We start from the raw sequence: 22152 nt of genomic DNA, 5'->3' as shown, positions 1-22152 counted from the left end.
CCCTTCCCCTTCAACAGATTCAGGCTCAGGCGGCTGTACGCCGCCTCTGCTTCATCTGCGCTTCACTCCCGAGCTGGTCGAGAAGCTTGATAATCCGTTTGCGTTGGCTGGCAATCAACTCGTGCGTTTCTTCCAGTACGCGAACCCGTTTTTCCCAATACTCATGGTCGAGCGTGACTAGCACGCTAACCGCGTCCCCACGCGTCACGTGCTGAACCATGCTCTCAAGATGCGCCAACTGGCTGTCTACCAGATTGGCCGGACGCCGCCCGCGCTGAGCGGGCGGAGGCTTATTCGTGCCGTTCATCTTTTGATACCCCGTAAATTGGCCGCCGGGCAAAGCCTGGGCCTCGCACCCATTGCGCCGCGAATGCCGATCGGCGCTCTTTTTCGTGCAGTAGCGATTCCAGAAACGGGGCTTGTTTTAAACAGATTTATTGCGCCGTCGACGAAACCGAGCTGCATCTAATCATCCGACAATACCGCAGGTTTTTTGTTAGGCTTTACCATACGTCTCAATTCCGGACGGCAGCGTGTTAAATATTTGGTTACCATCGCTACCTGACCAGAACCGTATCCCCAGTCCGTAGCAACAGATCCATGAACCAGCGCACATTGCCGTCACACCTGGCCGCTGCCGCGGCAGCTGACTCGCGCTCCGCCATTTCCACGAGCCGCTTCAGCACGCACACGCTCCCTGCCGAGGAGCAATTTCTCGCATGGCGCCAGCGCGTGGGGCATGTGGTCGACGTGCCACCGTCGAAAGAGCAGATCGGCAGGGGATTTCACGGTGAGATCGACCTATATGCAGTCGGCGGCATGGTATTTACAGACTGCAGCACGGACCCGATGCTGCTGGAACGGTCGGTTGCGCGTGTTTCCACAGATTCCCGGCGCGATTACGTCTTTCAACTGTTCGTGGAAGGTGAAATCGGCCATGTGTCGGGCATGCGCAGGAAACGCAGCGCGCCGGCCTCGGTGCAGGGCATCGTCGCGTTCGACCTGAACCAGCCGTTTCGGGCCGAACGGCCCGAATGCCGGCTTCTGAGCCTGTTTGTCCCATCCGCGATCGTGGACGAGGAACTGCGCGACGGCGCGGCAATTCACGGCCGGATTGTCCAGCAGGGTTCGCCATTGACCGGACTCGCGCTGGATCACCTGGCGGCGGTCGCCCAGGAAATCCCCACGCTCGACCCGGTCGCCGCGGTGGATGCATTACATGCCGGCGCCCAATTGCTGCTCGCCGCCTTCCGCAAGGAGGCACGTCTGACAGGCGCGGGCCGGTCGGCGATGCAGGCTGCCCTGATGGGACAGGTGCGGCGCTACGTCGACGCCAACCTGCACCAGGACGATCTCACACCAACCAGTGTGGTTCAGGCGCTACAGCTGAAACGCGCCACGATCTATCGCTGGTTCGAACATGAAGGCGGCCTCGGCGCTTACATCCGCAATCGCCGGTTGAGGGAAGCGGCGGACGAACTCGTCCGTTTCCCGCACCTGCAGATAACGGAAATCGCTTACGGACTCGGTTTCCAGAGCGCATCCGATTTCACCCGCGCATTTCGCCGCGCTTTCGACATGAGCCCCCATGATATGCGGATGCGCGCGTTGGACCTGCAACACCGCAGCGCGTGGGAGCTTACGCCGACGGCTGCGAAGCACTGGCAACGCACGCATCCGGCGCCTTTGCCTCGGGAAATGCTCGCAGCGCGGTAAGCGTGAGCAGGGTTGCGGCCATCAGATACCAGGCCGGAACCATCGGATCGCCCGTCCGGTTGATCAGCCACGTCACGAGGAACGGCGAAAATCCACCGAACAGGACGACGCCGAAGCTGTAAATCACCGAAAGTCCAGCCGCGCGTCGATGCGCCGGAAAAGCTTCCATCATCAGCACGGAACTCGGGCCTGCATTGTTGACCGCAAGCGCCACATACGCCGTGATGATGACGAGCGCGACGACGTCGCCCACGCCGTGGGTCAGCGCCCAGAATGCCGGCCATGTGAGCGCCAGCGAGGCCACGAGTGCGGCGTACTGCAGCGTCTTGCGGCTCGCGCAGCGGTCGGCCGCGCGCGCCACGAGCGGCGTCACCACGAGAATCACGAGCCCTGACAGGCAAGCCGTCAGGAGGCTGATTGCCGGCGGCCGATGCAGCATACGAACCAGATAGGCCGGCATATAGAAAACGGTGAGGTAGATACCGACCGAAGGCGCCGCCATCATCAGGAGGCCGCAGATGAGGGCGCGCGGGTACTCCGCGAACATCCGCCTCGGGCTGAGCCGCGCACGCTGCGACGGCGCGGCCACCGGCATCCGGCGCCGCAGATACCAGCCGACCGGTCCGATCAGCCCACCCAGCACGAACGGTACACGCCATCCCCAGTCATGCATGGCGGCGGGCGACAACAGCGCCGTGGTGCTCGCCCCGACCAGCGCGGCGGCGAAGGCGGCCGCGCCCTGGCTCGCGCCGCGCCAGCTCACCATGAGACAACGGTGACGATAGGCGACTGACTCCATCAGCGAAGCCGACGCCGGTCCGATCTCCCCCCCTGCCGCGAGCCCCTGCATCAGGCGCGCGAGCACCATCAACACCGCCGCGGCGGGACCGATCGACGCATAGCCCGGCAGGCAGGCAATCAGCCATGTGCCCAGGGTCATCAGCGTAAGTGAGACCGTGAGGCCGGCTTTGCGGCCGCGGCTGTCGGCGATATGGCCGATCATGATCGCGCCGAGCGGACGCATCACGAAACCCGCGCCGAAGGTGGCAAGCGAGAGCAGCAGCGACGACGCCGGATTGTTCGATGGAAAAAACAGATTACCAATAATGACAGCGGAAAAGCTGTAGACGGTGAAGTCGTACGCGACGAATCCGTTACCGATAACAATTGCGATGACGATGCGCCTCAGTTCGGCGCGGGACGGTTGGGCCGCTTCGCGGGCAGCAGTTTGCATGGATTGCGGTCGACGGGGGAGCGTCGAGGTATTCAGGAGATTGACAGAATGGGGTACCGCTCTTTTCTTTAACGGCGCAAAACCACGCAACTTTACACTGAGTATGCGGATCTGCGCTTCGCGCACGTGACAGACGGGTGGCGTAACTATCAGACGCGATGAAAGCATCTGACCGCGCTGCTACACTTGCGGACCGCCCACTTCCCGAAGAAACTTCGCCGTCCTGCATCGCGCTGAACGTAATCTGTATGGCCGGCGCGCGGCACATTCTTCGGCTGAGACCCTCCACACCCCATGCTTCGATTCGAGAACCTCAGCAAGCGCTATAGCGAACGCATCGTCTTTGAGGAACTGCGTTACGGCACCACGTCAGGATGCGTAGCGCTCAACGATGACTCCGGCAGCGGCAAGTCGACGTTGCTCGGCATTCTTGCCGGCATGGTCGAGCCCGACACTGGCGAGGTGTGGCTCGGTGGCCATTCGCTGCGCACTACGCCGCACGAGGCGCAATCCGTGCTCACGTATGTGCCCGAAGACTGCATGACGTATCCCGACCAGACCGGTCGTGAGTATCTGGCGCGCGTGGCGTCGGAGAGAAAGACAAAGGTCGGTAGCCACGCGCTCGATCTTGCCAATCGCTTTGGACTCGAACCGCATCTCGACAAGCGCTTCGAGCAGATGTCGTTCGGAACACGCAAAAAAATCTTCCTGACGGGTGCCGTACTCGGCGAGACGAAAGTCGTGATCGCGGATGAACCGGTCGGCGGACTCGACGCCTCGGCGCGCGGCGTTCTGGTCGATCTTTTCAAAACACTGGCCGAAACCCGCACAGTCTTTTTCTCAAGCTACGACACGGCCTTTACGGACGCTTGCGCGGCGAGAACCATCAGCTTTGCGGATCTGGGCATGCATGGCTAGGAGGTCGCTGCGCCGGTGCGTCAATGCGCCGTGCCCCTCGAATCTCACTGATAGCTCATCGTGAAAGTGGCGAGCCCCTTCACCGCACCCGGCCCTACCGTGCCGGTGGAGATGTACTGCGCGGTCAATGGGATGCGGGTCGTGCTTGCCGATGCGCCGACAAGCCACTGATTCCGATTGCCCGCTACCGCTGAATCCGGCCCGTAGCTGACCACCGTGCCACTGCTGTTGAGCAGGCGTAGCGCGACACCCGTCGCCGTTGACCCGCTCGCAAGCGTCAGATTGGTGGTGGTGTTACCGGGAGCGGTCGCGTCAGTCAGCGTCACGTAGACATTCGCGCCGGCCTGACACGATAGCCCGATGCTCAGATTCGTGTTGCCGACTGTCGTGCCGACAGGGCTCAATGCACTGGCATTGACGGTTGGCAGCGCGACGCTGACCGACGGCGTCGTCACCGTGCAGGTGGTCGCCACGATCGACGTGTTGTTGACCGAAATCGTCACTAGGGCCGGCGACGTAATATTCGCGGGAATATTGTGACTGACCAGCGTGAGCAATTGCGGGATGTTCACCGCGCCACCCGTTGTCACTTGTGCGGCCGTTTTGACCAGTTGATAGCTGAACGTGAAGCTGCCCTGGAATGCTGCCGTCGTCGTGATTGGTGCGCCGAAATCGCCCCACTTGCCGAGCGCCAGTGTAGATAACGTCGTGTTGCCGTAGGTGACGTCCACAACCTTGATGCCGATCCCCGCGATACCGGTATTCCACACGCCCGCTACCGCGCTGCTCGTCAGCTGTGGATAGTACTGGATATACCAACCGTTGTTGTACGGCGGCACCGTACCGGGATTCGACGGGCAGTTAACAGAAACGGTCGACGACTGCACCGGCCCGATTGCCGCGCCGACCGGTGTATCGCGCGGCACGGTGAGCGCGCCGAAGCTGATTGCGGCCGAGCCAGTAATCGTGCATTGCAGCGCCGCGTGAGCGGGCACACTGGCGATCAGTCCGGCAAAACCTGCAACGTATAGCATCAGGATACCGAAGCACTTTCGCACGGTACCGTATGAGAAAAACATCTTCATTGCACATTTCCTCCAGCGGACGAACCCGCCGCTGCTTCGTTCGCCACGCCGGCCACCGCGCCGCACACCGCGTCGATATGGGCATAGGCGCCGTGGTCTTCGCCCTTCGGCGGCAAGTGATAACCGAAACCACACTGTTCATCCGCTGCATCGCCCCACTTCACCGTAAGCGCCCCTTCATCGGCCACGCCGCGCACGAAGATCCGGCTGTTCTGACCAATCGCGCCGACGCCCTGCCCCTTCGCGTCGTACACGGTCGCGCCGAATGGCAACGGTGCGCCGTTCGGCAAGCGAGCCGCGATTACCGCCGCCCTGCCGGTCACCGTGCCGAAGTGGATCATCACCACCGAGTTGGCACGCGGCGCCACCTGCTGGCTGGTCGACTTGAATTCGACGTCGAGCGGGGTCCCCTTCGGATCGATTTCGACTGTGTTCAGGCTATACGGCGTCAGATACGGAATCACGGCATAGCCAAAGTTGTCGATGCGCACGCCGGACGAATTGGTGATTCGAGCACCCTTCGCGTCTTTCGCCTCGACCACACCGATGGTGTCGCCCAGATCGTTGGCGAAGGTCACGCCGCCCGGATGCGCAACGATCGCACCGGTCACGCCCGCCGACACTTGCGAGTAGCCGGAGCCACCGCTCGCGCTCGCCGCAAGCGTCGCGTACGGGCTACGGTATTGGCCGTTCACGCCACCGGTGCTCGAGCCCGGCGCACGATTCGCCGTCACGCCATAAGTGAATTCGTTGTCCACGCCGGCCGAGCCGTTCAGCATTGCCTGCTCGGACGAACCACTCTGACTGTTATGTGTGAAGCTGGTCGACAGGGTCGGCGCATGCTGGCTGGTGCCGAGCGGAATCGAAACGCTCGCGAAGATCTGGTTGTTCATCTGCCCGGTCAAGCCGTCGCGCTGCCGCGCCAGCGACACGTTGTAGCTGAAGTTGGTCCCGAGCGCCCGCAACACGTTGTTGTAACCGATCTGGAATTGCGTGGTTGTGCCGCCGCGGTTCCAGTAATCGAGTGTCGAGCCGACCACATAGGCATTGCCCCAGCCGTTGCCGAAGCTCTGGTTCATTGTCAGCTGGATCTGATTGCGCTGACGGTCGACCGAACCCGGGTCCTGTCCCGCGGCAACCGCGCTGCGCGCCAGCATGGCGTCGCGCAACGCCCAGAAACCACTCGACGAATAGCGATAGGCGGCGACGGTGAAGTTCGTGTTAGTGGCCGGCAGCAGCTTGCTGTAGCTGATTCGTACGCTCTGACCGGTGGTGTTGGCCACGCCGCGAATGTTGGCGCGCGCCTCGGTCACGTCTACCGCGACCGCGCCCACCGGCGTGTTGACCGCAGCGCCGAGCAGCCCGGCGAGATAACCCTCTGCAACGATCGTCCCCGCGTAACCGGTGATGACGTTGTTGAAACCGTGCTGCACCGTCCCCTGAAGGAGATTGTCGTGCTGATTGACTTGCGCATCGCGAAGCTGGCCCGCGGCGACATTGAAGCGCGTAATGCGAGGACGCAGCAACTGCGCGACCGACGCATAGGGCACTGAGAAACTATGCTGACTGCCGTCGGCTTCCGTGACCGTGACGAGCAGATTGCCACCGTAGCCCGTGGCGTACAGATCGTTGATCTCGAATGCACCTGGCGCGACCGTCGTCTCGCACAGCTTGTTGCCGTTCTGCGTGACGCTCACGCGCGCATTGGTCATCGCCACGCCGCGAATCAGCGGCGCATAGCCGCGTAGCGAATCGGGCAACATGCGGTCGTCGCTCGCCAGTTCGACACCGCGAATGCCAATGCTGTCGAAAACGGCGCCATCGGTAAATGCATCGCCGAGCGTCAACTGACTGCGAATCGACGGCAGATCGTGCTGCACGTAGGTCGCGATATTCTGATACGTGCGTGGTCCGTTCGATTGCCAAGTCAGCGCGGAATTCTGCCGGAAGTGCCAACTGCCGACATTGATGCCGCTATTCAACCCGAGATAGGTTTGCGTATTCGCTGCGCCTGAGCCAGTCACGCGAAACGAGTTCAGGTTGTAGCCCAAGGTGGCCGAGGTCACGCCTTCGTCCCAGAACTCGGGGCTCACGTAGCCTTGCGGATTGCGCAGCAGCGCCACCTGTGGAATGCTCAGATCGAGCCGCAGATCAGACAGGTCGAAGGATTGCGACGCACCGTCGACGAGATCGGCGAAGCTCGCGCACTCACCCGCCTGAGCTTTTGCAAGTTCGCCACGGCCTTTGTCCGACAGTGTCGAAAAGTCCAGACCAAGGCGCTCGATCAGCGTCTTGCTGAAACACGGCACAGCGTTGCCCGCGCCTTCCCGTGCCACGAAACGCAACGCGTCGTGGCCAACCCAGTTTCCGTTCACGTAGAGATCGACCGTGTACTCGCCGGGCTGTACCGGATTGCCACGCTCGAAACGCGACACGTCCACGCTTTGGCCTTTCGGCTTCATCAGAAACTCGCTGTTGAACTGCACGTCGGCAAGCATCGTCGAGCCGGCGAACGCCGGAGCCGTGCCCCACGCGGCCAGCGCGCCAAGCATCAAAGCATGGCTGCGCCTGAGCGCGAACCAGTTTCCGGCTCGCGGCCGTGAAGAGTGTTCCCGGGTGCGCATGGTTACTTGCGGGTCCCGTCGCGCAGCGTTTTACCGTTGACACCGGCGCCGTAGTCGTTGATGAACGTGTAGTCGACCTGTGCGGGCACGACGGCGAGCGGCGCAACGTTGCCGACGTCGAAGTCGGCGCTCATGCCCGGGCCGACCATGCCGCCCTTGTCGCTGATCCAGTTCGTTGTGTTCTCGCTCACGACGATCTTGCTGAAAGTCACGTGATAAGGCGTCGGATTGGTCGCCTCGAGCGCGTAGCCGCCGTTGTCCTTGCGCACGAATTTCCAACTGACTTTCGCGGCCGCATCGTCCGCATTACCAGGCAGCCCCGCCGGACGAAAGAACAGCTTGATGCGCGAACGGAACGCCAGTTGCAGCGAATTCGGATCGCCAGCAGTAGCGCTGGCGTCCGCGCGCGGTGGCACCTCAAGCACGTTGAGCCAGAACAGCGACTCCTTGTCTTGCGGCAACGGTTCCTGCGTGTAGATCAGGCGCAGGCTTTGCCCTTTCTTCGGATCGAGGCGAAACAGTGGCGGCGACAGGGTGAACGGCACCTTCGATTCGTCCGGCATCGCGTTCGGATTGCCTGTGTCGAGCCACACTTGCACCAGTGCCGGCGCGTCGCCTTCGTTATTGAGCTTGACGGTCACTTCACGCTCATTGGCCTGATAGATCACGCGCGTCCCGCTGATCACAACCCCCGCATGCGCGCTGCTCACCAACCACGACAATGCGAAAACCGTCATCGCCTTTGATAAAATCTTTCGCATTATCATTTTGTTATCCTGATTACATGGCGAACTCCGGGTTCGCTCTGATCTCCTCGACAGCCGGCGCCTCTCACGGGCACCGGCTACCGCCCCGTAACGTCTGGCTTTTACTGGTAGACGATCGAGTACATGACGGTCGTGTTGACCGTACCCGCCGTCGACGCGCCGTTCGTCGCAACGTATTGCGCGAAGTACTTGAGTGTGGCCGCACCGCTCGCCAGCGCGACGGCCTTCGAGTTCTGCGAGGCCTGGGCGGCACCCAGCGTGATAACGCTGCTGTCGCCGTTGAGCAGACCGATTTCTACGTTGGTCGCCGTACCCGAAGCATTGACCAGTTGACCCGTGGTCGTGTCGACGGTAGCGCCCGGCTCGAAATAGGTCGACACATTGCCCGAGTTCGGCGTGCAGTTCGACAGTGCGATGTTGAACGGTGTGCGGCCGGCAGTCGTACCGGCAGTAGCGAGCGCCGATGTCGAGACGGTCGGCAGCGTGACGGTAAAGTTCTTGCCAGCGCCGTTGCCGCTGATCGTGCAGGTCTGGCTCGTAATCTGACCGGTGAACGTAATGGTGCCGTCTGCAGCCTGCGAAATAGCCGGCATGGCGGCTGCGGCAGCAATAGCCGCAGCGAGTACGCCTGAGCGCGTGAGTTTCATGATTATCCCCATTGATAAATAGTGCGTCGTATTAAAGGACCGTGTGTGTGGCGGGTTAAGCAATGGTGTTGCGCTCAAACCAACCGCGCCGGGGCCAATTATCGGGACGACGTCAAAAAGGGACAGTCAAGCACTGTCAGGGATAACCACGGAAATTTGAAACACTGTCAAAACGGACAATTTTTGAAGTAAAAGCGACTTAAGCGCGCGTGGCGTTTCTGAAAATCGCGCCCACCCTACCGGTTTTTGTTCATATGAATAGCGTGGACTGAGCAAAATCTACGTTATTGAATGGGGACAAGTCGATTTTGCCGGAAAGAGCTTTTTGTTGTCCGTTGCTGAACTGTTAAATCGACTTAACTAAAGCTCGTTGCCTCGCTCCCCAGCAGTGATCACGCCTCGGACTACCTCGACGCATTCAATTTCCGCGCAGGTATCTCTGACGACATCTATTCGCGGAGTCCGAAATGAAACGTGCGCTTCTGATGCTTGCGCCCGTCGGCGGTATGCTGGTTGGCACCGCCTATGCGCAAAGCTCGTTGACGATTAGCGGAACGACGTACACGTACTGTGCCGCCGAGGGTCAATTCTGTTCGTTCACGGGCACGGCGAATGTCGTCTACGGCACGACTTCCCCCACTCTTCAATACGACATCAATGGCCCGTTCACAGGCGGGGTGCAGTGCTCGACGGGAGCGGTGTCGAGTACGGATCCCGCGTTCGGGTACGGGAAGAGTTGCTGGTACAAAAACAGTTCTACGCCCACACCCACGCCGACGCCCACCCCTGCGCCAACGCCGGCTCCTGCCTGGACACAATGCGCAGTCGAAAACGCGCACTGTTCGTTCACCGGCAAGATGACCGTGCTTTATGGCGCGAGCACGACTGCAAATAACGTGAGCAAAGTTTTCACCAACGGCACGACGTGCAGCAACACGGCTTTCGGCACCGACCCGGCGTACGGAATTTCGAAGTACTGCTGGATTCCGAAGGCACCGGCGTCGACACCAACACCGACACCGACACCGACACCGACACCGACACCAACGCCCACGCCCACGCCGACACCAACGTCTGCCATCGCCTGTACAGCACCGACGACAACGGCCGGAGGCACCGCCAACGGCCTGATCGCCGCCGACACGCCGAGCAGCGACGCCACACGCCTCTTCAATCGGGCCAGCAACTTTCAGGTGTCGTTCGTCACCACGGCGAAATCGGCGGACACAGTCGTCTGGTCGATGCAGGACCAACTGGGCAACATCAAGGGCGGCGGCTCGTTCGCCGTGCCAAGTGGGACGCAGTCCAGCACGCTATCGTGCCAGAGCACCGCGGCAGGTTACTTCGCGATCACGGCGACGCTGTCGCACGCGGGTGGCACGTTGCCGCAATCGGGCACGCGCCCAACCGGCATCGCCACGTTCGGTATCTTGCCGAACCTGTCCGGCGCGATACCGGCGGTCAGCTACGCGCATCAGGAACAGCACCGCTTCGGCATGCAAGGCTTCAACGACAATGGCCCCATGCTCACAGCGCTTGGCATCGCCCAAACGATCGACGACCGTGAGCTGTCCGCCATGGAGCCCAATGCTGCCAATACGTGGACACCGGCCTTATCGGATCTCGATCCGTTCTACACGAACGGCAAGATCATGCGGCTCATCAGGCTGGACGGCATTCCCGCGTGGGCCAGTCCGACGGGTGCCTTTCAGGACGATACGAACGCGCCGACGAACGAAACCTACTATCAGAACTACATGGCGCGCGTGGGCACCGATAGCGCCGCGATCCGTCAGCAGTATTTTCCCAATCAGCAAAACGACTACTACCAGGTAACGTGGGAGCCTCAATGGGTCGATTCGACCGCCAACTTCATCGCCATGTACGCGGCCGTCTATGCGGGCCTGCATTCGACTGATCCGAACGCCGTTGTGATGGGCACGTCCAATGTCTTTCCTGCAAACTGCTCGACGCAATGTACGCAGGGATATCTCGCCACCTATGCACCGCTCGGCCTCGGCAAATACATTGACGGTGTGACGACACACGGTTACTACAACGCCGGCACCTTCGCGGCACATCCTCCCGAACAATACGACACCGATCCGAATCCCTCGAATGTCGCGAACGCCCTCGATCAGCAGATGAGGTCATTGCGCTCGCAAATGCAGACGGTCAAGCCAAACATGCGCCTGTGGGTGACCGAACTCGGCATCACCTACGACTCCGGCGCGGCTTACGGAGCGAACTATCCACCGGCGAACCAGCTGTACGGGCAGGCCGCCGTCGCATTGCGCGCGCATTTGATCATGCTCGGCGAGGGTGCCCAGGTCACCTACTTCTTCTACGGCGCGGACTATCCGGCGGACGTGGGGATCGGTACGTTCTTCGATCTCACCGATCCACAGGGGCAATACGGCGCAACGAATCTGAGCCCCAAACCAGAAGCGCTGGCGTTCGCCGCGCTGACACGCGTTCTGGACGGAACGCAAACGCTCGGGGTCCTGAGCGGACTTCCTTCGATGGTCTATGGCTACGCCTTCCAGCAACTGAATTCGGGGGCGGTGATCGCGGCGCTGTGGACACACAACAATTCGAACTGGCCGACATCGTCCGGTACATACAGTTCGACCTATAGCACGGGCTATGCATTGACCGTGAACTCGACCGGCACGAATGGCAACGTGAGCGTCATCGACATGATGGGCAATGTGACCTCAGTGGCCTATACGAACGGCGTCGTGAATCTCACGCTGACCGAGTCGCCAATTTACGTTGTGCTGGCGAACTCGAATGCGATACAAGGCAAGTACACGGCACCTGTGGGTTACACGGGGCAATAGCCATGCTTTTGTGAAGTCACGCCGCTATATTCAGCATGCCGGCCCGTCCAAGGCGAGCGGGATGCTGAACAGCGGTTTAACGCCCTCAATGCAGCCCACGCGCCGTCCCCACTGCGCGAATTGTCCAGTAGCCTGCCAATCTTCCTTTCGATATCCTGACTAGACCTATCCCCGGGTACGGTCCACTGGCACACTGCGCAAAACTGCCCTACATTTTCGTTGTCGGTTGCCGATGATCGCGGCAGCGGCCGTTGATTGTCATTCGCCGTGCGCCCGGACCATCGACAGCCTGACAGTCCGCTCGCCGAACCACGAAATCAGGCGTCACGCCGGCACGCGTGATCAGGCTTGGAGGGGACATGGCCGTCTTCGCGAACTTATGGCGTCTGGTTGTCGGCAAGCCGCTGGATCCGCTCGATCCCCGGACTCGTCACGCGATCGCTGTCACGCCGCTGCTGGCCTGGGTAGGCCTCGGTGCCGACGGACTGTCATCATCATGCTACGGGCCCGAAGAAGCCTTCCTGGCGCTCGGCCAGCACACCTCGCTTGCCTTGTTTCTCGCACTGGCCACCGCGGCGACGGTCTTCATCATTGCGCTCGGGTATAACCAGGTCATCCAGCTGTTTCCCACGGGTGGTGGCGGCTATCGCGTTGCGACGGCGTTACTGGGCCCGCACCCTGGGCTGGTTTCAGGCGCGGCATTACTCGTCGATTACGTGCTGACGATTGCCACGTCGCTCGCGAGCGGCGTCGATGCATTCTTCAGCTTGCTGCCGGTCAGCGCGCAAGCATTCAAGCTCGCCACCGAACTCACGCTCATCGTCTTGATGACAGGTCTCAACTTTCGCGGCATGCGCGAGTCGATCATGGTGCTGTTGCCGATTTTTCTCGGCTTCGTGGTGCTGCATCTCGGTCTCATCGTGTACGGCGTAGCGGTGCACGGCGATCATCTGGCCGCCGTCGTGCCTGGCGCCATTGGAGAGGCGCACAGCATGTCGCACGCTGTCGGCCCCCTGGTGGTGGCAGCGTTGCTCATGCGGGCGTTCTCGCTGGGTGGGGGCACGTACACAGGCCTCGAGGCCGTGTCGAACAACGTCAACATGCTCGCTGAGCCGCGCGTGCCGAACGGCAGGACAACGATGTTCTATATGTCCACGTCGCTCGCGTTCACAGCCGGCGGCATCATCCTGCTGTACATGTTATGGCATGCACAGGCGGTAGAAGGTCAGACGCTCAATGCGGTGGTATTCGGCAGCGTCATCGATCATCTCGGGCTCGGCTCGGCGTTCGCGCGGCATGCGCTGCTCGCGGCGGTGCTGGCCTTCGAGGCCGGTCTGCTATTGGTGGGCGCACAGACCGGCTTTCTGGATGGACCGGCCGTGCTGTCGAACATGGCGTCGGATTCGTGGGTGCCGCGCCATTTCCGCGATCTGTCCGCGCGACTGGTCAGACAGAACGGTATCGTCGTGATGGGACTCGCGAGCCTCGCCATCCTTGTCTGGACGCACGGTGACGTCTCGATCCTGGTGGTGCTGTACAGCATCAACGTCTTCCTGACCTTTAGCCTCTCCCTGCTGGGCTTGTGCATTTACTGGTGGCGCCATCGTCACGAGGGCGAAAACTGGCTGACGCACTTCGCGCTATCCGCACTTGGACTGTCGGTCACCAGCACCGTGCTGGTGATTACGTTGATCGAGAAATTTACGGCGGGAGGCTGGCTAACCGTACTGGTGACCGGCGCGGTGGTCGCGCTGTGCTTCGTCATCAAACGGCATTACAGCGAAACTCGCACACTGATTGCGAAAGAGGACGCACTCTTTGCCGGTGCGCCGCCCGCGGTCGACGACACGGAGACACCTCTCAAACCGGACCCGTCCCAGCCCACCGCTATTCTGCTTGTCGGCAAACATCGCGGGGCCAGCATGCATGCGCTGCTATGGGTGAACCGATTGTTTCCGGACCATTTCAGGAATGTGATATTTCTCGCGGTCGGTGAAGTGGACGCGCAAAGCTACGAGGGCACGGAGCACCTTGAGCGCTTGCGGCAAACGATTTCGGCGTCGCTCGAGTATTACGTGGCGCATTGCCGCCGGCACGGAATGGCCGCGGAATACCGGATCGCGTTCGGCACCGACCCTGTCGAAGAGTTCATCAGGCTGGCCGAGGCCACGATGGTGGAATTCCCGAACAGCGTCTGCTTCGCCAGCAAACTGATTTTCAAACGCGTGAACATCCTGACCCGGTGGCTGCACAATCACACGCCGCTGGAAATCCAGACGCGCCTGCACCTGCAGGGAAAACAGATGGTACTGCTGCCGATGAACGTAGGGTGATTCAGTGTCAGTGAACCATCGTCACCGGGGTCACCGTGCGTCTGGACAATGACGCGAGCATAGCCAGTCTGCGGAAGAAGCCCATATGACTGGCATCGATCACCATCATGTCGGGCTGGGTGGTCGCCACGTAGTCGGCGATTGCTTTCGTGCGGTGGCCGAATACGCGTTTCCAGTGATATGGCACGCCGGCTTCTTCGAGAATCGTGCGGACGTCGATCAACGCCTTCAGCATGGCCTGCTTTTCCTGACGCACCAGCGAGCTCCGACTGTGGAAGGCCGCCGCGCGCCCCTGATCGACGGGCTCGAGTACTTCCAGCAATTCGACTTCGGTTACGCCGCGCTCCAGAAACATGAACGCCGCGTAGCGCGCGGCTTCTATCGCGCCGCCGTGGTCGAGAACAGGGATCAGCATTCGTATCATTGAAAACTCCGGGACCGCTATCTGGTACTCTGAGCTTAGCCAAGGCCGCGTTAAAGTCGCGTAAAAATCTCAGCTATGCCTTGCAGCGTGCAGGCGAGGCAAATTCCACGGCGGCTCAAAACCGCCTCACGATGCCTGTATCGCAGCGGGATTCAGTTCGATATGCAAAATCACGAGCCACCGTTTCGGACAATCCTCAGCAATCTGCAGATCCTGCTTCCTGTCTCCGCCCGCCTTTACGAAACCCTTTGCACGTGCGAAGCCGAACGCACGCCGTGCATCGGATTGCAGCCACAGTGTTAGCAGCCCGCATGTCACGCAACTGAAAAGCCAGATCGTTTCATGAGGCAGCGCGGCATCGAGTTGCTGCGCGACATACGTAAAGATAGTCGTGAGAACCTGATTGGTGACGAAGGCGATGGCGACAACCTTGCACATCCCTCTGAACATCATGGCGGGCCTTGAGGGGGTCATGGAATCTCAAACTCCCAGCATCCGGCGCGCTTCCACCTCGGCCAGGGCCAGTGCTTCGCCTGAATCTCGCATCGGCCGGCCGCAGCCACGTCCGGTAACCTGCTGAATCTGTTTGTCTTGCCGGGTTGTCGTCACACGCAGTGCGCCTTTGAACATGTTGCCCGGTGCGGGAAACACACACGCCTCGACAGTCACGTTGCCCTTTGTTTGTTTGAATGCCATACAACCTCCAGCCAATTGCAGATTTTTCTTGCGGCGGAACGCCAGACTCAAACTCTACTGGCAACGCCGTAAAGGCCGAGAAACGATTACCGCCGGCGCTATAAAAATTCTGTGAAATTCAGCGCGCGCCGACCAACCGGTAGCCCACGCCGGCCTCAGTGACAATGTGTTCAGGATGCGCCGGATCGCATTCGAGCTTGTGGCGCAGATGCCCCATGTAGATGCGCAGATAGTGGTGGTTGTCGGTTTGCAAGGGGCCCCACACCTCGCCGAGCAGTTGCTCATGCGTCAACACTCGCCCAGCATGGCGCACCAGCGCGGAGAGAAGGCGATATTCGGTGGGGCTGAGATGGACGATCCGGCTGCCACGCACGACCGTCCGCTCGCCGAGATCGACCGTGACCAGCCCGAACTGAACCTGGGGCACGCCAACCCTGCCACCGTTGGCCTGCCTGCGCAAATGCGCGCGGATCCGGGCACTCAGCTCGGGTAAGCCGAAGGGTTTAGTGAGGTAATCGTCGGCGCCGGCGTCGAGCGCGGCGACCTTGTCTTCCTCGCGGCTGCGCGCCGACAGGACGATCACCGGCATCGCGGACCAGCCGCGCAACTCACGGATCACCTCGATGCCGTCCATGTCCGGCAAACTCAGATCGATAATGACGAGATCCGCCAGCCTTGTCGCAGCATGCGCCAGGCCTTGTGCGCCGGTCTGCGCCTCGAAGACACTCATGCCGGCCGCTTCGAGGTACGTGCGAACGAAACGGCGAATGGCTTTGTCAGCGTCGATCACAACGACTGTAACGGTGGGGTCGCTCATGAATGTGCCACGTCGACAGCACCCCGTTAAGGTCGCGGCCAACGTCCGGGCGGGGTCTCCAAAGATTATTGAACAGGCGCGCTTCAGGCGTGCGCCGGCAAAGCAACAACAGCCAGGCAGCGGGCTCAATGCATCGGCTTGAGATCGTCCAAAGCCAGGTTGAGCTTCAGCACATTCACGCGTGCCTCGCCGAAGATGCCGAACTGCCGCCCTGACGTATTACGCGCGACAAGATTCCCCACCTGATCCACCGGCAGACCGCGGGCCTTCGCCACACGCGCCGCCTGATAGGCGGCAGCCGCCGGACTGATCTCCGGGTCGAGGCCGCTGCCCGACGATGTCACGAGATCCACCGGCACCGGTTGCGACATGTCGTTACCGGCGGCCTTTAACGCATCGAGACGGCCTTTGATTTCGTCGGCAAGCGCGGGATTGGTCGGGCCGAGGTTCGACCCACCCGAGTTCTGCGCGTTGTAGGGCTGGGGCGTGGTGGCCGACAGGCGTCCCCAGAAATAGTACGGCGCATCGAACTGCTGGCCGATCAGCGCGGAGCCGACGGCCTTGCCGTTCTTCTCGATCAGACTGCCGTTCGCTTGCGCCGCGAATGCCACGTGACTGATTGCGGTCACGACGATCGGATAGACCACCCCGGTGATCACAGTCATCAGGATAAACAGGACGAGTAGTGGACGAAGCAGCGTTTTCATGATGTTCACCCTCTTGGGTCAGACCCAGCCGAACACGTTCAGCACCATATCGATCAGCTTGATGAACGGGAACGGCAGCAGTATCCCGCCCAGCCCGTAGACGAGCAGATTGCGGCGCAACAGCGAAGCCGCGCCGAGCGGCCGGTACTTCACGCCCTTGAGCGCGAGCGGAATCAGCGCCACGATAATCAGCGCATTGAAAATCACCGCCGACAGAATCGCCGACGACGGTGAGCTCAGATGCATCACATCGAGCACACGCAGTTGCGGATAGGTCGTCGCGAATGCCGCCGGGATGATCGCGAAGTATTTGGCGACGTCATTCGCAATCGAGAACGTGGTGAGCGAGCCACGCGTCATCAGCATCTGCTTGCCGATCTCGACAATCTCGATCAGCTTGGTCGGATTCGAATCGAGGTCGACCATATTGCCGGCTTCCTTCGCGGCCTGTGTGCCGGTGTTCATCGCCACCGCCACGTCCGCTTGCGCCAGCGCCGGGGCATCGTTGGTGCCGTCGCCGGTCATTGCCACGAGCCGCCCTTCGACCTGGTGCATGCGGATCGTCGTCAGCTTGGCCTCCGGCGTCACCTCGGCGAGAAAATCGTCCACGCCGGCTTCGGCGGCGATCGCTGCAGCCGTCAGACGGTTGTCGCCCGTCACCATGATGGTCTTGATACCCATCTTGCGAAGTTCAGCGAAGCGCTCCTTGATGCCACCCTTGACGATGTCCTTCAGCTCGATCACGCCCATGCAGTGTGCGGCGCTCTCGCCGCGGACTTGCTGCGCGACGACCAGCGGGGTACTGCCGCGCCGCGCGATTTCCGTCACCGCAGCCGTCAACTCCGCGGGGAAACGCCCGCCGTGTGCCTCGACATAGTGCTTGATCGCATCGGATGCACCCTTGCGAATCTCGCGGTCGGGCAGATCGACGCCGCTCATGCGCGACTGTGCGCTAAAGGCAAGGAAGGTTGCCTGCAACGCATGCATATCGCGCTCGCGGATATTGAAGCGCTGCTTCGCGAGTACGACGATGCTGCGCCCTTCCGGTGTTTCGTCGGCGAGTGACGACAACTGCGCGGCGTCGGCGAGCAGTTCCTCCGTGACGCCCGGTGCGGGCGTGAACGCTGAAGCCTGGCGATTGCCAAGCGTGATCGTGCCGGTCTTGTCGAGTAACAATACGTCGACGTCGCCGGCCGCTTCCACGGCGCGGCCCGATGTGGCGATCACGTTTGCCTGCATCATCCGGCTCATGCCGGCCACACCGATCGCCGACAATAACCCACCGATCGTGGTCGGAATCAGGCACACCAGCAGCGCGACCAATGCGGTAATCGTCACCACATGACCGGCTTTCGCGGCTTCGACCGAGAACATCGAGAACGGCAGCAGTGTCGCCGTGGCGAACAGCAACACGAGCGTCAGCGCGACCAGCAGGATCGTCAGTGCGATTTCATTCGGCGTCTTCTGACGCTTCGCGCCTTCGACCATCGCAATCATCCGGTCGAGGAAGGCCTCGCCCGGATTCACGCTGACGCGCACGACGATCCAGTCCGACAGTACGCGTGTGCCGCCCGTCACCGAAGAAAAATCGCCGCCCGATTCGCGAATCACCGGCGCAGATTCCCCGGTGATCGCCGATTCGTCGACCGAGGCGACACCTTCGATGACCTCGCCGTCAGCCGGGATCACATCGCCGGTTTCGACCAGTACGACATCGCCTTTACGCAGATCGGTCGCTGTGGTGATGCGGATCGGCGACTTGGGATGCGCTTCCTGCAGCTTCTTCGCCATCACGTCGCGTTTCGCGCTGCGCAGCGAAGCGGCCTGCGCTTTCGAGCGGCCTTCGGCGAGCGCCTCCGCGAAGTTCGCGAACAGCACCGTGAACCACAGCCAGAGCGCGATCGCCAGGATAAACCCAGCAGGCGCCTCGGCCTGGCCGCCGAGCGCGGCGATCCACAGAATGGTCGTCAGAATGCTGCCGACGTACACGCAGAACATCACCGGGTTACGCAACTGATGACGGGGTGCGAGCTTCCTGAACGAATCGACGAGGGCCGGCCGGGCAATCGACGGGTCGAACATCGAGCGCGCGGCGTTGCGTGCCTGACCGATGTTGCCAGGCTGATGAACCGGCGGTTGGAGTCCGTTAGTCATACTATCCTCTCAGTCAATGTCCCGCGACCATGATCAGATGTTCGACGACGGGACCGAGCGCCAGCGCCGGCACGTACGTCAGTGCACCGACCAGCACCACGGTGCCGAGCAGCAGCACAACGAACAGTGGACCGTGCGTCGGCAGCGTGCCGGCGGTAGCGGAGATGCGTTTCTTGGCGGCAAGCGATCCCGCGATCGCCAGCACCGGCACAATCGAACCGAAGCGGCCGAACCACATGGCGACGGCCAGCGTTCCGTTGTAGAACGGCGTATTGACCGAGAGGCCCGCAAAAGCGCTGCCGTTGTTATTGGCGGCCGAGCTGTAGGCGTAGAGAATCTCGGAAAATCCGTGCGGCCCGGGATTGGCGACACCCGCCACGCCGGCCGCCGTCAGCACGCCGATCGATGCACCGACCAGAACGAGCAGCGGCGTGAGCAGCACGGCAATCGACACCATCTTCATTTCGTACGACTCGATTTTCTTGCCAATGTATTCCGGCGTTCGCCCAATCATCAGGCCGGCCACGAACACCGCGAGCAATGCAAACACGAGCATGCCGTACAGACCCGAACCGACCCCGCCAAAGATCACCTCGCCGAGTTCGATCAGCAGGAGCGGCACGAAGCCGCCCATCGGCGTCAGCGAATCGTGCGTGTTGAGAACAGCGCCACACGATGCGGAGGTGGTCGCCACGGTGAAGATACCGGACTGCGCGATGCCGAAGCGGGTTTCCTTGCCTTCCATGTTGCCGCCCGGTTGCTGCGCCGAGGCGGTTTGATCGACATGCAGCGACGTAAATAGCGGATTACCGTTCTGCTCAGACGATATCTCGCCCCAACAGGCGACCGCGAAAGCGATCGTCATCGCGGCGAGCACGGCATAGCCCTGGCGCTGGTCACCCACCATCCGGCCGAACACCACGCACAACGCCGCCGGAATCACGAGCATCGCTATCATCTGAACGAAGTTGGCGAACGGCGTCGGGTTCTCGTACGGATGCGCGGAATTGGCGTTGAAAAAACCACCGCCGTTGGTTCCGAGCATCTTGATCGCTTCCTGTGACGCAACCGGCCCCATGGCGATGGTCTGCTTGTCGGCCTTGTTGTCCACCATCACCGGGTTGCCCTTGGCGTCCTTGACGGGATTGCCCTGGACATCGGTTTTCGGGGTTTGATACGTCGTCACCTGCAGCGTCGGCACGTCTTCATACGACCTGAAGTTTTGAATCACGCCTTGACTGATGAATACAAGCGCGACAACCGTCGCGAGTGGCATGAGGATATACAGCGTGATACGCGTCAGATCGACCCAGAAATTGCCGATCGTCGCCGTCGTATGGCGTGCGAAGCCGCGAATCAGCGCGACCACGACAGCAATGCCGGTGGCCGCCGACAAGAAGTTTTGCACCGTCAGCGCGGCCATCTGCGTCAGATAGCTGACGGTCGCTTCCGGCGTGTAGTCCTGCCAGTTCGTGTTGGTCACGAAGCTGATGGCCGTGTTGAAGGCGGCGTCGGGCGTCATCGGGCCGAAGCCCTGTGGATTCGCGGGCAGCCACTGCTGCAAACGCAGAAATCCATACACCGCGAGCACACCGAGCGTGTTGAACGCCAGCACGGCCAGCGCATAGTGCTTCCATGACATTTCGGCGCTGGGGTCGATCCCGGCGAGCTTGTAGAGCGCGGTTTCGATCGGTCGCCCAATGCGGCGAACGACGACCGACGAACCGTCCACCACACGGGTCATATAACGGCCGAGCGGTATGGCGAGCGTGATCAGCACGACGATGTACAGGCCGGGCTGAAACAGGTTGTTGAAGTTCATTCGAGAGCCTCCGCGCGTAACAGGGCGTACACGAGGTAAGCGAACAGAATCAGCGTCGAGGCCGCTGCGAGCCAGGTCATCCAGGTAGTCATGGACGGCCTCCGGGCGCGCGGCGAAGCTTGTCGCAGCCAATCACGAAGGCCGCGACGAGGCCGCTGAACGCAATGATTGCGATGAGGTAAAGCAGATCCATGGTCTGGTCTCCCACGAGGGACTCCTGCACCGTGAAATTTAGGAAAATCCGCGTAAACGCTGCGTTAATACTTGGGGGAATTTCGTAAAAACGATGGGCGTGATGCAAGAGATCTGCGGGCTAGCGCAGCTGCACGGGCTTGCTGGGAGACTTTCAGGCGTCCGTACTGCCGCGTGGAACGGCCGGCGCCAGACGGTGGTTTATGCCGCTCGAGCCGCTTTATCGTGTGCGGCCTGTTCGAGCCAGAGCTGGCTATCGGGAAACCAGAACGCGTCCGGGCGCGGCGGCGATACGAGCTTGACCGGGAGAGAAGGATTGAATATTTTCGACCACGCGGACAGATACGACGGCGTCTTGACAAGGAACCCGCAGTTGGCCAGAAGCAAGCTGGAAACCAGCGCCTCGCGGCCGATTTCGAGTCCAGGATAGCCGCTGAAGTGAACGGGCGTGCTACCACGTGCAAGGTGTTTTGCCGGGGCTACCCTGACCGGCTTGCTGAATGGCCAGACGATAAAAAAATCGATAAACGCCTGTTCGTCGCTCGAAACGAAAATATTGGTGAGCTGCGGGTTTTCCGCGAGCGTCGATTCCACCTGCCGACAAAAGCTTCCCCATGAAACCGGGATGGCTTCCAGCGTTTTATCGGTACCTCTGAAATGCGCGCCAAGGGTCGACGTGCCGATCCCGAGCTTCTGGCAGATCGCGTCGACTTCTTCGTAGATATGCGTGGCCGGCCGATAGTGCGCGAAGAAGAGTTCGCTTGCGCTTCTGAGTTGAAGCCGGGCCTCATAACGCTGACGAAAGCCCAACTGGACCAGGTCGCGAACTGTCGACGTTCTCACCTTATGGGTGAGCACGGCGCCCGAGGCGGGGTGCACAGACTCGAAGAAAACCGACAACCAGTCCAGTTTTCCTTCGGCGTCACCATACAGCCCACCGCGTGCGCTAATACACGGGGTGAGGCATTTCTCGTCGCAATACATCAGAATAAACAGGACCATCTGCAACACGGAGAAAAACCCGGAGTTCTCCTGTATCTCGATGGAGAAAATGCCCCTGTTCAGGCGCTGTGTCGCATGAAGCGAAATCCGGCGCGGCGTGGCCACGGAATGCTTGAACCCCTCGCTGCGTCGGAATTGTTTCGCCCGGTCGACCACCTTTCTCAACATACC

General features: G+C 61.1%; 20 protein-coding genes. 4 read left to right on the top strand and 16 right to left on the bottom strand.

The genetic code is table 11. The annotated features are described in order from the left end of the window. Positions 1-25: 25 nt before the first annotated feature. Positions 26-307, bottom strand: a complete 282-nt coding sequence (locus PQQ52_RS04620) for a hypothetical protein (RefSeq protein ID WP_408207288.1) — start codon at positions 305-307, stop codon at positions 26-28. A 293-nt stretch (positions 308-600) separates the two neighbouring features. Between PQQ52_RS04620 and PQQ52_RS04615 the strand changes: the two genes are divergently transcribed. Continuing rightward, positions 601-1716 carry an AraC family transcriptional regulator gene (locus PQQ52_RS04615; protein ID WP_408207286.1) on the top strand — a complete coding sequence of 372 codons (1116 nt, stop codon included), beginning with the start codon at positions 601-603 and terminating at the stop codon, positions 1714-1716. On the opposite strand, the gene PQQ52_RS04610 is transcribed toward PQQ52_RS04615, so the two are convergent. Next, a complete protein-coding gene (locus PQQ52_RS04610) occupies positions 1640-2950 on the bottom strand; it encodes an MFS transporter (protein ID WP_408207284.1) in 1311 nt (436 codons plus the stop codon). The genes PQQ52_RS04615 and PQQ52_RS04610 overlap by 77 nt on opposite strands. Positions 2951-3244: 294 nt before the next feature. On the opposite strand from PQQ52_RS04610, the gene PQQ52_RS04605 reads away from it, so the two are divergent. Beyond that, on the top strand, positions 3245-3868 hold the full coding sequence (locus PQQ52_RS04605) for an ABC transporter ATP-binding protein (RefSeq protein ID WP_408207282.1): 624 nt from the start codon (positions 3245-3247) through the stop codon (positions 3866-3868). Between the two features lie 44 nt (positions 3869-3912). Here PQQ52_RS04605 and PQQ52_RS04600 read toward each other — a convergent pair whose 3' ends face one another. From PQQ52_RS04600 to PQQ52_RS04585, 4 genes are all read right to left on the bottom strand, one after another. After that, positions 3913-4953 carry a fimbrial protein gene (locus tag PQQ52_RS04600; RefSeq protein WP_408207280.1) on the bottom strand — a complete coding sequence of 347 codons (1041 nt, stop codon included), beginning with the start codon at positions 4951-4953 and terminating at the stop codon, positions 3913-3915. Then, on the bottom strand, positions 4950-7505 hold the full coding sequence (locus PQQ52_RS04595) for a fimbria/pilus outer membrane usher protein (protein WP_408207278.1): 2556 nt from the start codon (positions 7503-7505) through the stop codon (positions 4950-4952). Before PQQ52_RS04595 ends, PQQ52_RS04600 begins: the two co-directional genes overlap by 4 nt. 74 nt (positions 7506-7579) lie before the next feature. Next, positions 7580-8314: a fimbrial biogenesis chaperone gene (locus tag PQQ52_RS04590; RefSeq protein ID WP_408207276.1), complete on the bottom strand. Its 735-nt coding sequence runs from the start codon at positions 8312-8314 to the stop codon at positions 7580-7582. Between the two features lie 131 nt (positions 8315-8445). Beyond that, positions 8446-8991, bottom strand: coding sequence for a fimbrial protein (locus PQQ52_RS04585; RefSeq protein WP_408207274.1), 546 nt, complete (start codon positions 8989-8991; stop codon positions 8446-8448). 467 nt (positions 8992-9458) lie between these two features. Between PQQ52_RS04585 and PQQ52_RS04580 the strand changes: the two genes are divergently transcribed. Beyond that, positions 9459-11834 carry a hypothetical protein gene (locus PQQ52_RS04580; RefSeq protein ID WP_408207272.1) on the top strand — a complete coding sequence of 792 codons (2376 nt, stop codon included), beginning with the start codon at positions 9459-9461 and terminating at the stop codon, positions 11832-11834. A 359-nt stretch (positions 11835-12193) separates the two neighbouring features. Then, positions 12194-14167: an APC family permease gene (locus PQQ52_RS04575; RefSeq protein WP_408207270.1), complete on the top strand. Its 1974-nt coding sequence runs from the start codon at positions 12194-12196 to the stop codon at positions 14165-14167. Between the two features lie 7 nt (positions 14168-14174). Here the strand turns inward: PQQ52_RS04575 and PQQ52_RS04570 are convergent, their stop codons facing one another. From PQQ52_RS04570 to PQQ52_RS04525, 10 genes are all read right to left on the bottom strand, one after another. Continuing rightward, positions 14175-14591, bottom strand: a complete 417-nt coding sequence (locus PQQ52_RS04570; protein ID WP_408207268.1) for a universal stress protein — start codon at positions 14589-14591, stop codon at positions 14175-14177. Positions 14592-14717: 126 nt separating this feature from the next. Beyond that, complete coding sequence (locus tag PQQ52_RS04565) at positions 14718-15065, bottom strand: hypothetical protein (RefSeq protein WP_408207266.1); 348 nt, start codon at positions 15063-15065, stop codon at positions 14718-14720. Between the two features lie 6 nt (positions 15066-15071). Further along, positions 15072-15287, bottom strand: coding sequence for a hypothetical protein (locus PQQ52_RS04560; protein ID WP_408207264.1), 216 nt, complete (start codon positions 15285-15287; stop codon positions 15072-15074). Positions 15288-15405: 118 nt separating this feature from the next. After that, a complete protein-coding gene (locus PQQ52_RS04555) occupies positions 15406-16104 on the bottom strand; it encodes a response regulator (protein ID WP_408207262.1) in 699 nt (232 codons plus the stop codon). A gap of 125 nt (positions 16105-16229) precedes the next feature. Then, the gene (gene kdpC, locus PQQ52_RS04550; protein ID WP_408207260.1) at positions 16230-16811 is read right to left on the bottom strand and encodes a potassium-transporting ATPase subunit KdpC; all 582 of its coding nucleotides are present in this window, start codon (positions 16809-16811) and stop codon (positions 16230-16232) included. Between the two features lie 18 nt (positions 16812-16829). Beyond that, a complete protein-coding gene (gene kdpB, locus PQQ52_RS04545) occupies positions 16830-18893 on the bottom strand; it encodes a potassium-transporting ATPase subunit KdpB (RefSeq protein WP_408207730.1) in 2064 nt (687 codons plus the stop codon). 85 nt (positions 18894-18978) lie between these two features. Continuing rightward, positions 18979-20787: a potassium-transporting ATPase subunit KdpA gene (gene kdpA, locus PQQ52_RS04540; RefSeq protein ID WP_408207258.1), complete on the bottom strand. Its 1809-nt coding sequence runs from the start codon at positions 20785-20787 to the stop codon at positions 18979-18981. Continuing rightward, positions 20784-20879 (bottom strand): K(+)-transporting ATPase subunit F, encoded by a 96-nt coding sequence (kdpF, locus tag PQQ52_RS04535; RefSeq protein WP_028193906.1) that lies wholly within the window; start codon positions 20877-20879, stop codon positions 20784-20786. Before kdpF ends, kdpA begins: the two co-directional genes overlap by 4 nt. After that, positions 20876-20995: a potassium ABC transporter ATPase gene (locus PQQ52_RS04530; protein ID WP_201073569.1), complete on the bottom strand. Its 120-nt coding sequence runs from the start codon at positions 20993-20995 to the stop codon at positions 20876-20878. The genes kdpF and PQQ52_RS04530 overlap by 4 nt, the downstream gene beginning before the upstream one ends. Positions 20996-21180: 185 nt before the next feature. Next, positions 21181-22149, bottom strand: coding sequence for an O-fucosyltransferase family protein (locus tag PQQ52_RS04525; protein ID WP_408207256.1), 969 nt, complete (start codon positions 22147-22149; stop codon positions 21181-21183). Positions 22150-22152: the final 3 nt, after the last annotated feature.

The sequence above is a fragment of the Paraburkholderia sediminicola genome (assembly GCF_046030555.1).
Taxonomy (GTDB): Bacteria; Pseudomonadota; Gammaproteobacteria; order Burkholderiales; family Burkholderiaceae; genus Paraburkholderia; species Paraburkholderia sediminicola_E.
This window is presented reverse-complemented; position numbering and strand designations above follow the sequence as displayed.

Coding starts and splice junctions, on each gene's coding strand:
- PQQ52_RS04575 (WP_408207270.1), top strand. CDS start 12,194: ATGGCCGTCTTCGCGAACTTATGGCGTCTGGTTGTCGGCAAGCCGCTG.
- kdpB (WP_408207730.1), bottom strand. CDS start 18,893: ATGTTCGACCCGTCGATTGCCCGGCCGGCCCTCGTCGATTCGTTCAGG.
- PQQ52_RS04620 (WP_408207288.1), bottom strand. CDS start 307: ATGAACGGCACGAATAAGCCTCCGCCCGCTCAGCGCGGGCGGCGTCCG.
- kdpA (WP_408207258.1), bottom strand. CDS start 20,787: ATGAACTTCAACAACCTGTTTCAGCCCGGCCTGTACATCGTCGTGCTG.
- PQQ52_RS04600 (WP_408207280.1), bottom strand. CDS start 4,953: ATGAAGATGTTTTTCTCATACGGTACCGTGCGAAAGTGCTTCGGTATC.
- kdpF (WP_028193906.1), bottom strand. CDS start 20,879: ATGACTACCTGGATGACCTGGCTCGCAGCGGCCTCGACGCTGATTCTG.
- PQQ52_RS04570 (WP_408207268.1), bottom strand. CDS start 14,591: ATGATACGAATGCTGATCCCTGTTCTCGACCACGGCGGCGCGATAGAA.
- PQQ52_RS04615 (WP_408207286.1), top strand. CDS start 601: ATGAACCAGCGCACATTGCCGTCACACCTGGCCGCTGCCGCGGCAGCT.
- PQQ52_RS04555 (WP_408207262.1), bottom strand. CDS start 16,104: ATGAGCGACCCCACCGTTACAGTCGTTGTGATCGACGCTGACAAAGCC.
- PQQ52_RS04580 (WP_408207272.1), top strand. CDS start 9,459: ATGAAACGTGCGCTTCTGATGCTTGCGCCCGTCGGCGGTATGCTGGTT.
- PQQ52_RS04610 (WP_408207284.1), bottom strand. CDS start 2,950: ATGCAAACTGCTGCCCGCGAAGCGGCCCAACCGTCCCGCGCCGAACTG.
- PQQ52_RS04585 (WP_408207274.1), bottom strand. CDS start 8,991: ATGAAACTCACGCGCTCAGGCGTACTCGCTGCGGCTATTGCTGCCGCA.
- PQQ52_RS04565 (WP_408207266.1), bottom strand. CDS start 15,065: ATGACCCCCTCAAGGCCCGCCATGATGTTCAGAGGGATGTGCAAGGTT.
- PQQ52_RS04525 (WP_408207256.1), bottom strand. CDS start 22,149: ATGTTGAGAAAGGTGGTCGACCGGGCGAAACAATTCCGACGCAGCGAG.
- PQQ52_RS04595 (WP_408207278.1), bottom strand. CDS start 7,505: ATGCTTGGCGCGCTGGCCGCGTGGGGCACGGCTCCGGCGTTCGCCGGC.
- kdpC (WP_408207260.1), bottom strand. CDS start 16,811: ATGAAAACGCTGCTTCGTCCACTACTCGTCCTGTTTATCCTGATGACT.
- PQQ52_RS04560 (WP_408207264.1), bottom strand. CDS start 15,287: ATGGCATTCAAACAAACAAAGGGCAACGTGACTGTCGAGGCGTGTGTG.
- PQQ52_RS04590 (WP_408207276.1), bottom strand. CDS start 8,314: ATGACGGTTTTCGCATTGTCGTGGTTGGTGAGCAGCGCGCATGCGGGG.
- PQQ52_RS04605 (WP_408207282.1), top strand. CDS start 3,245: ATGCTTCGATTCGAGAACCTCAGCAAGCGCTATAGCGAACGCATCGTC.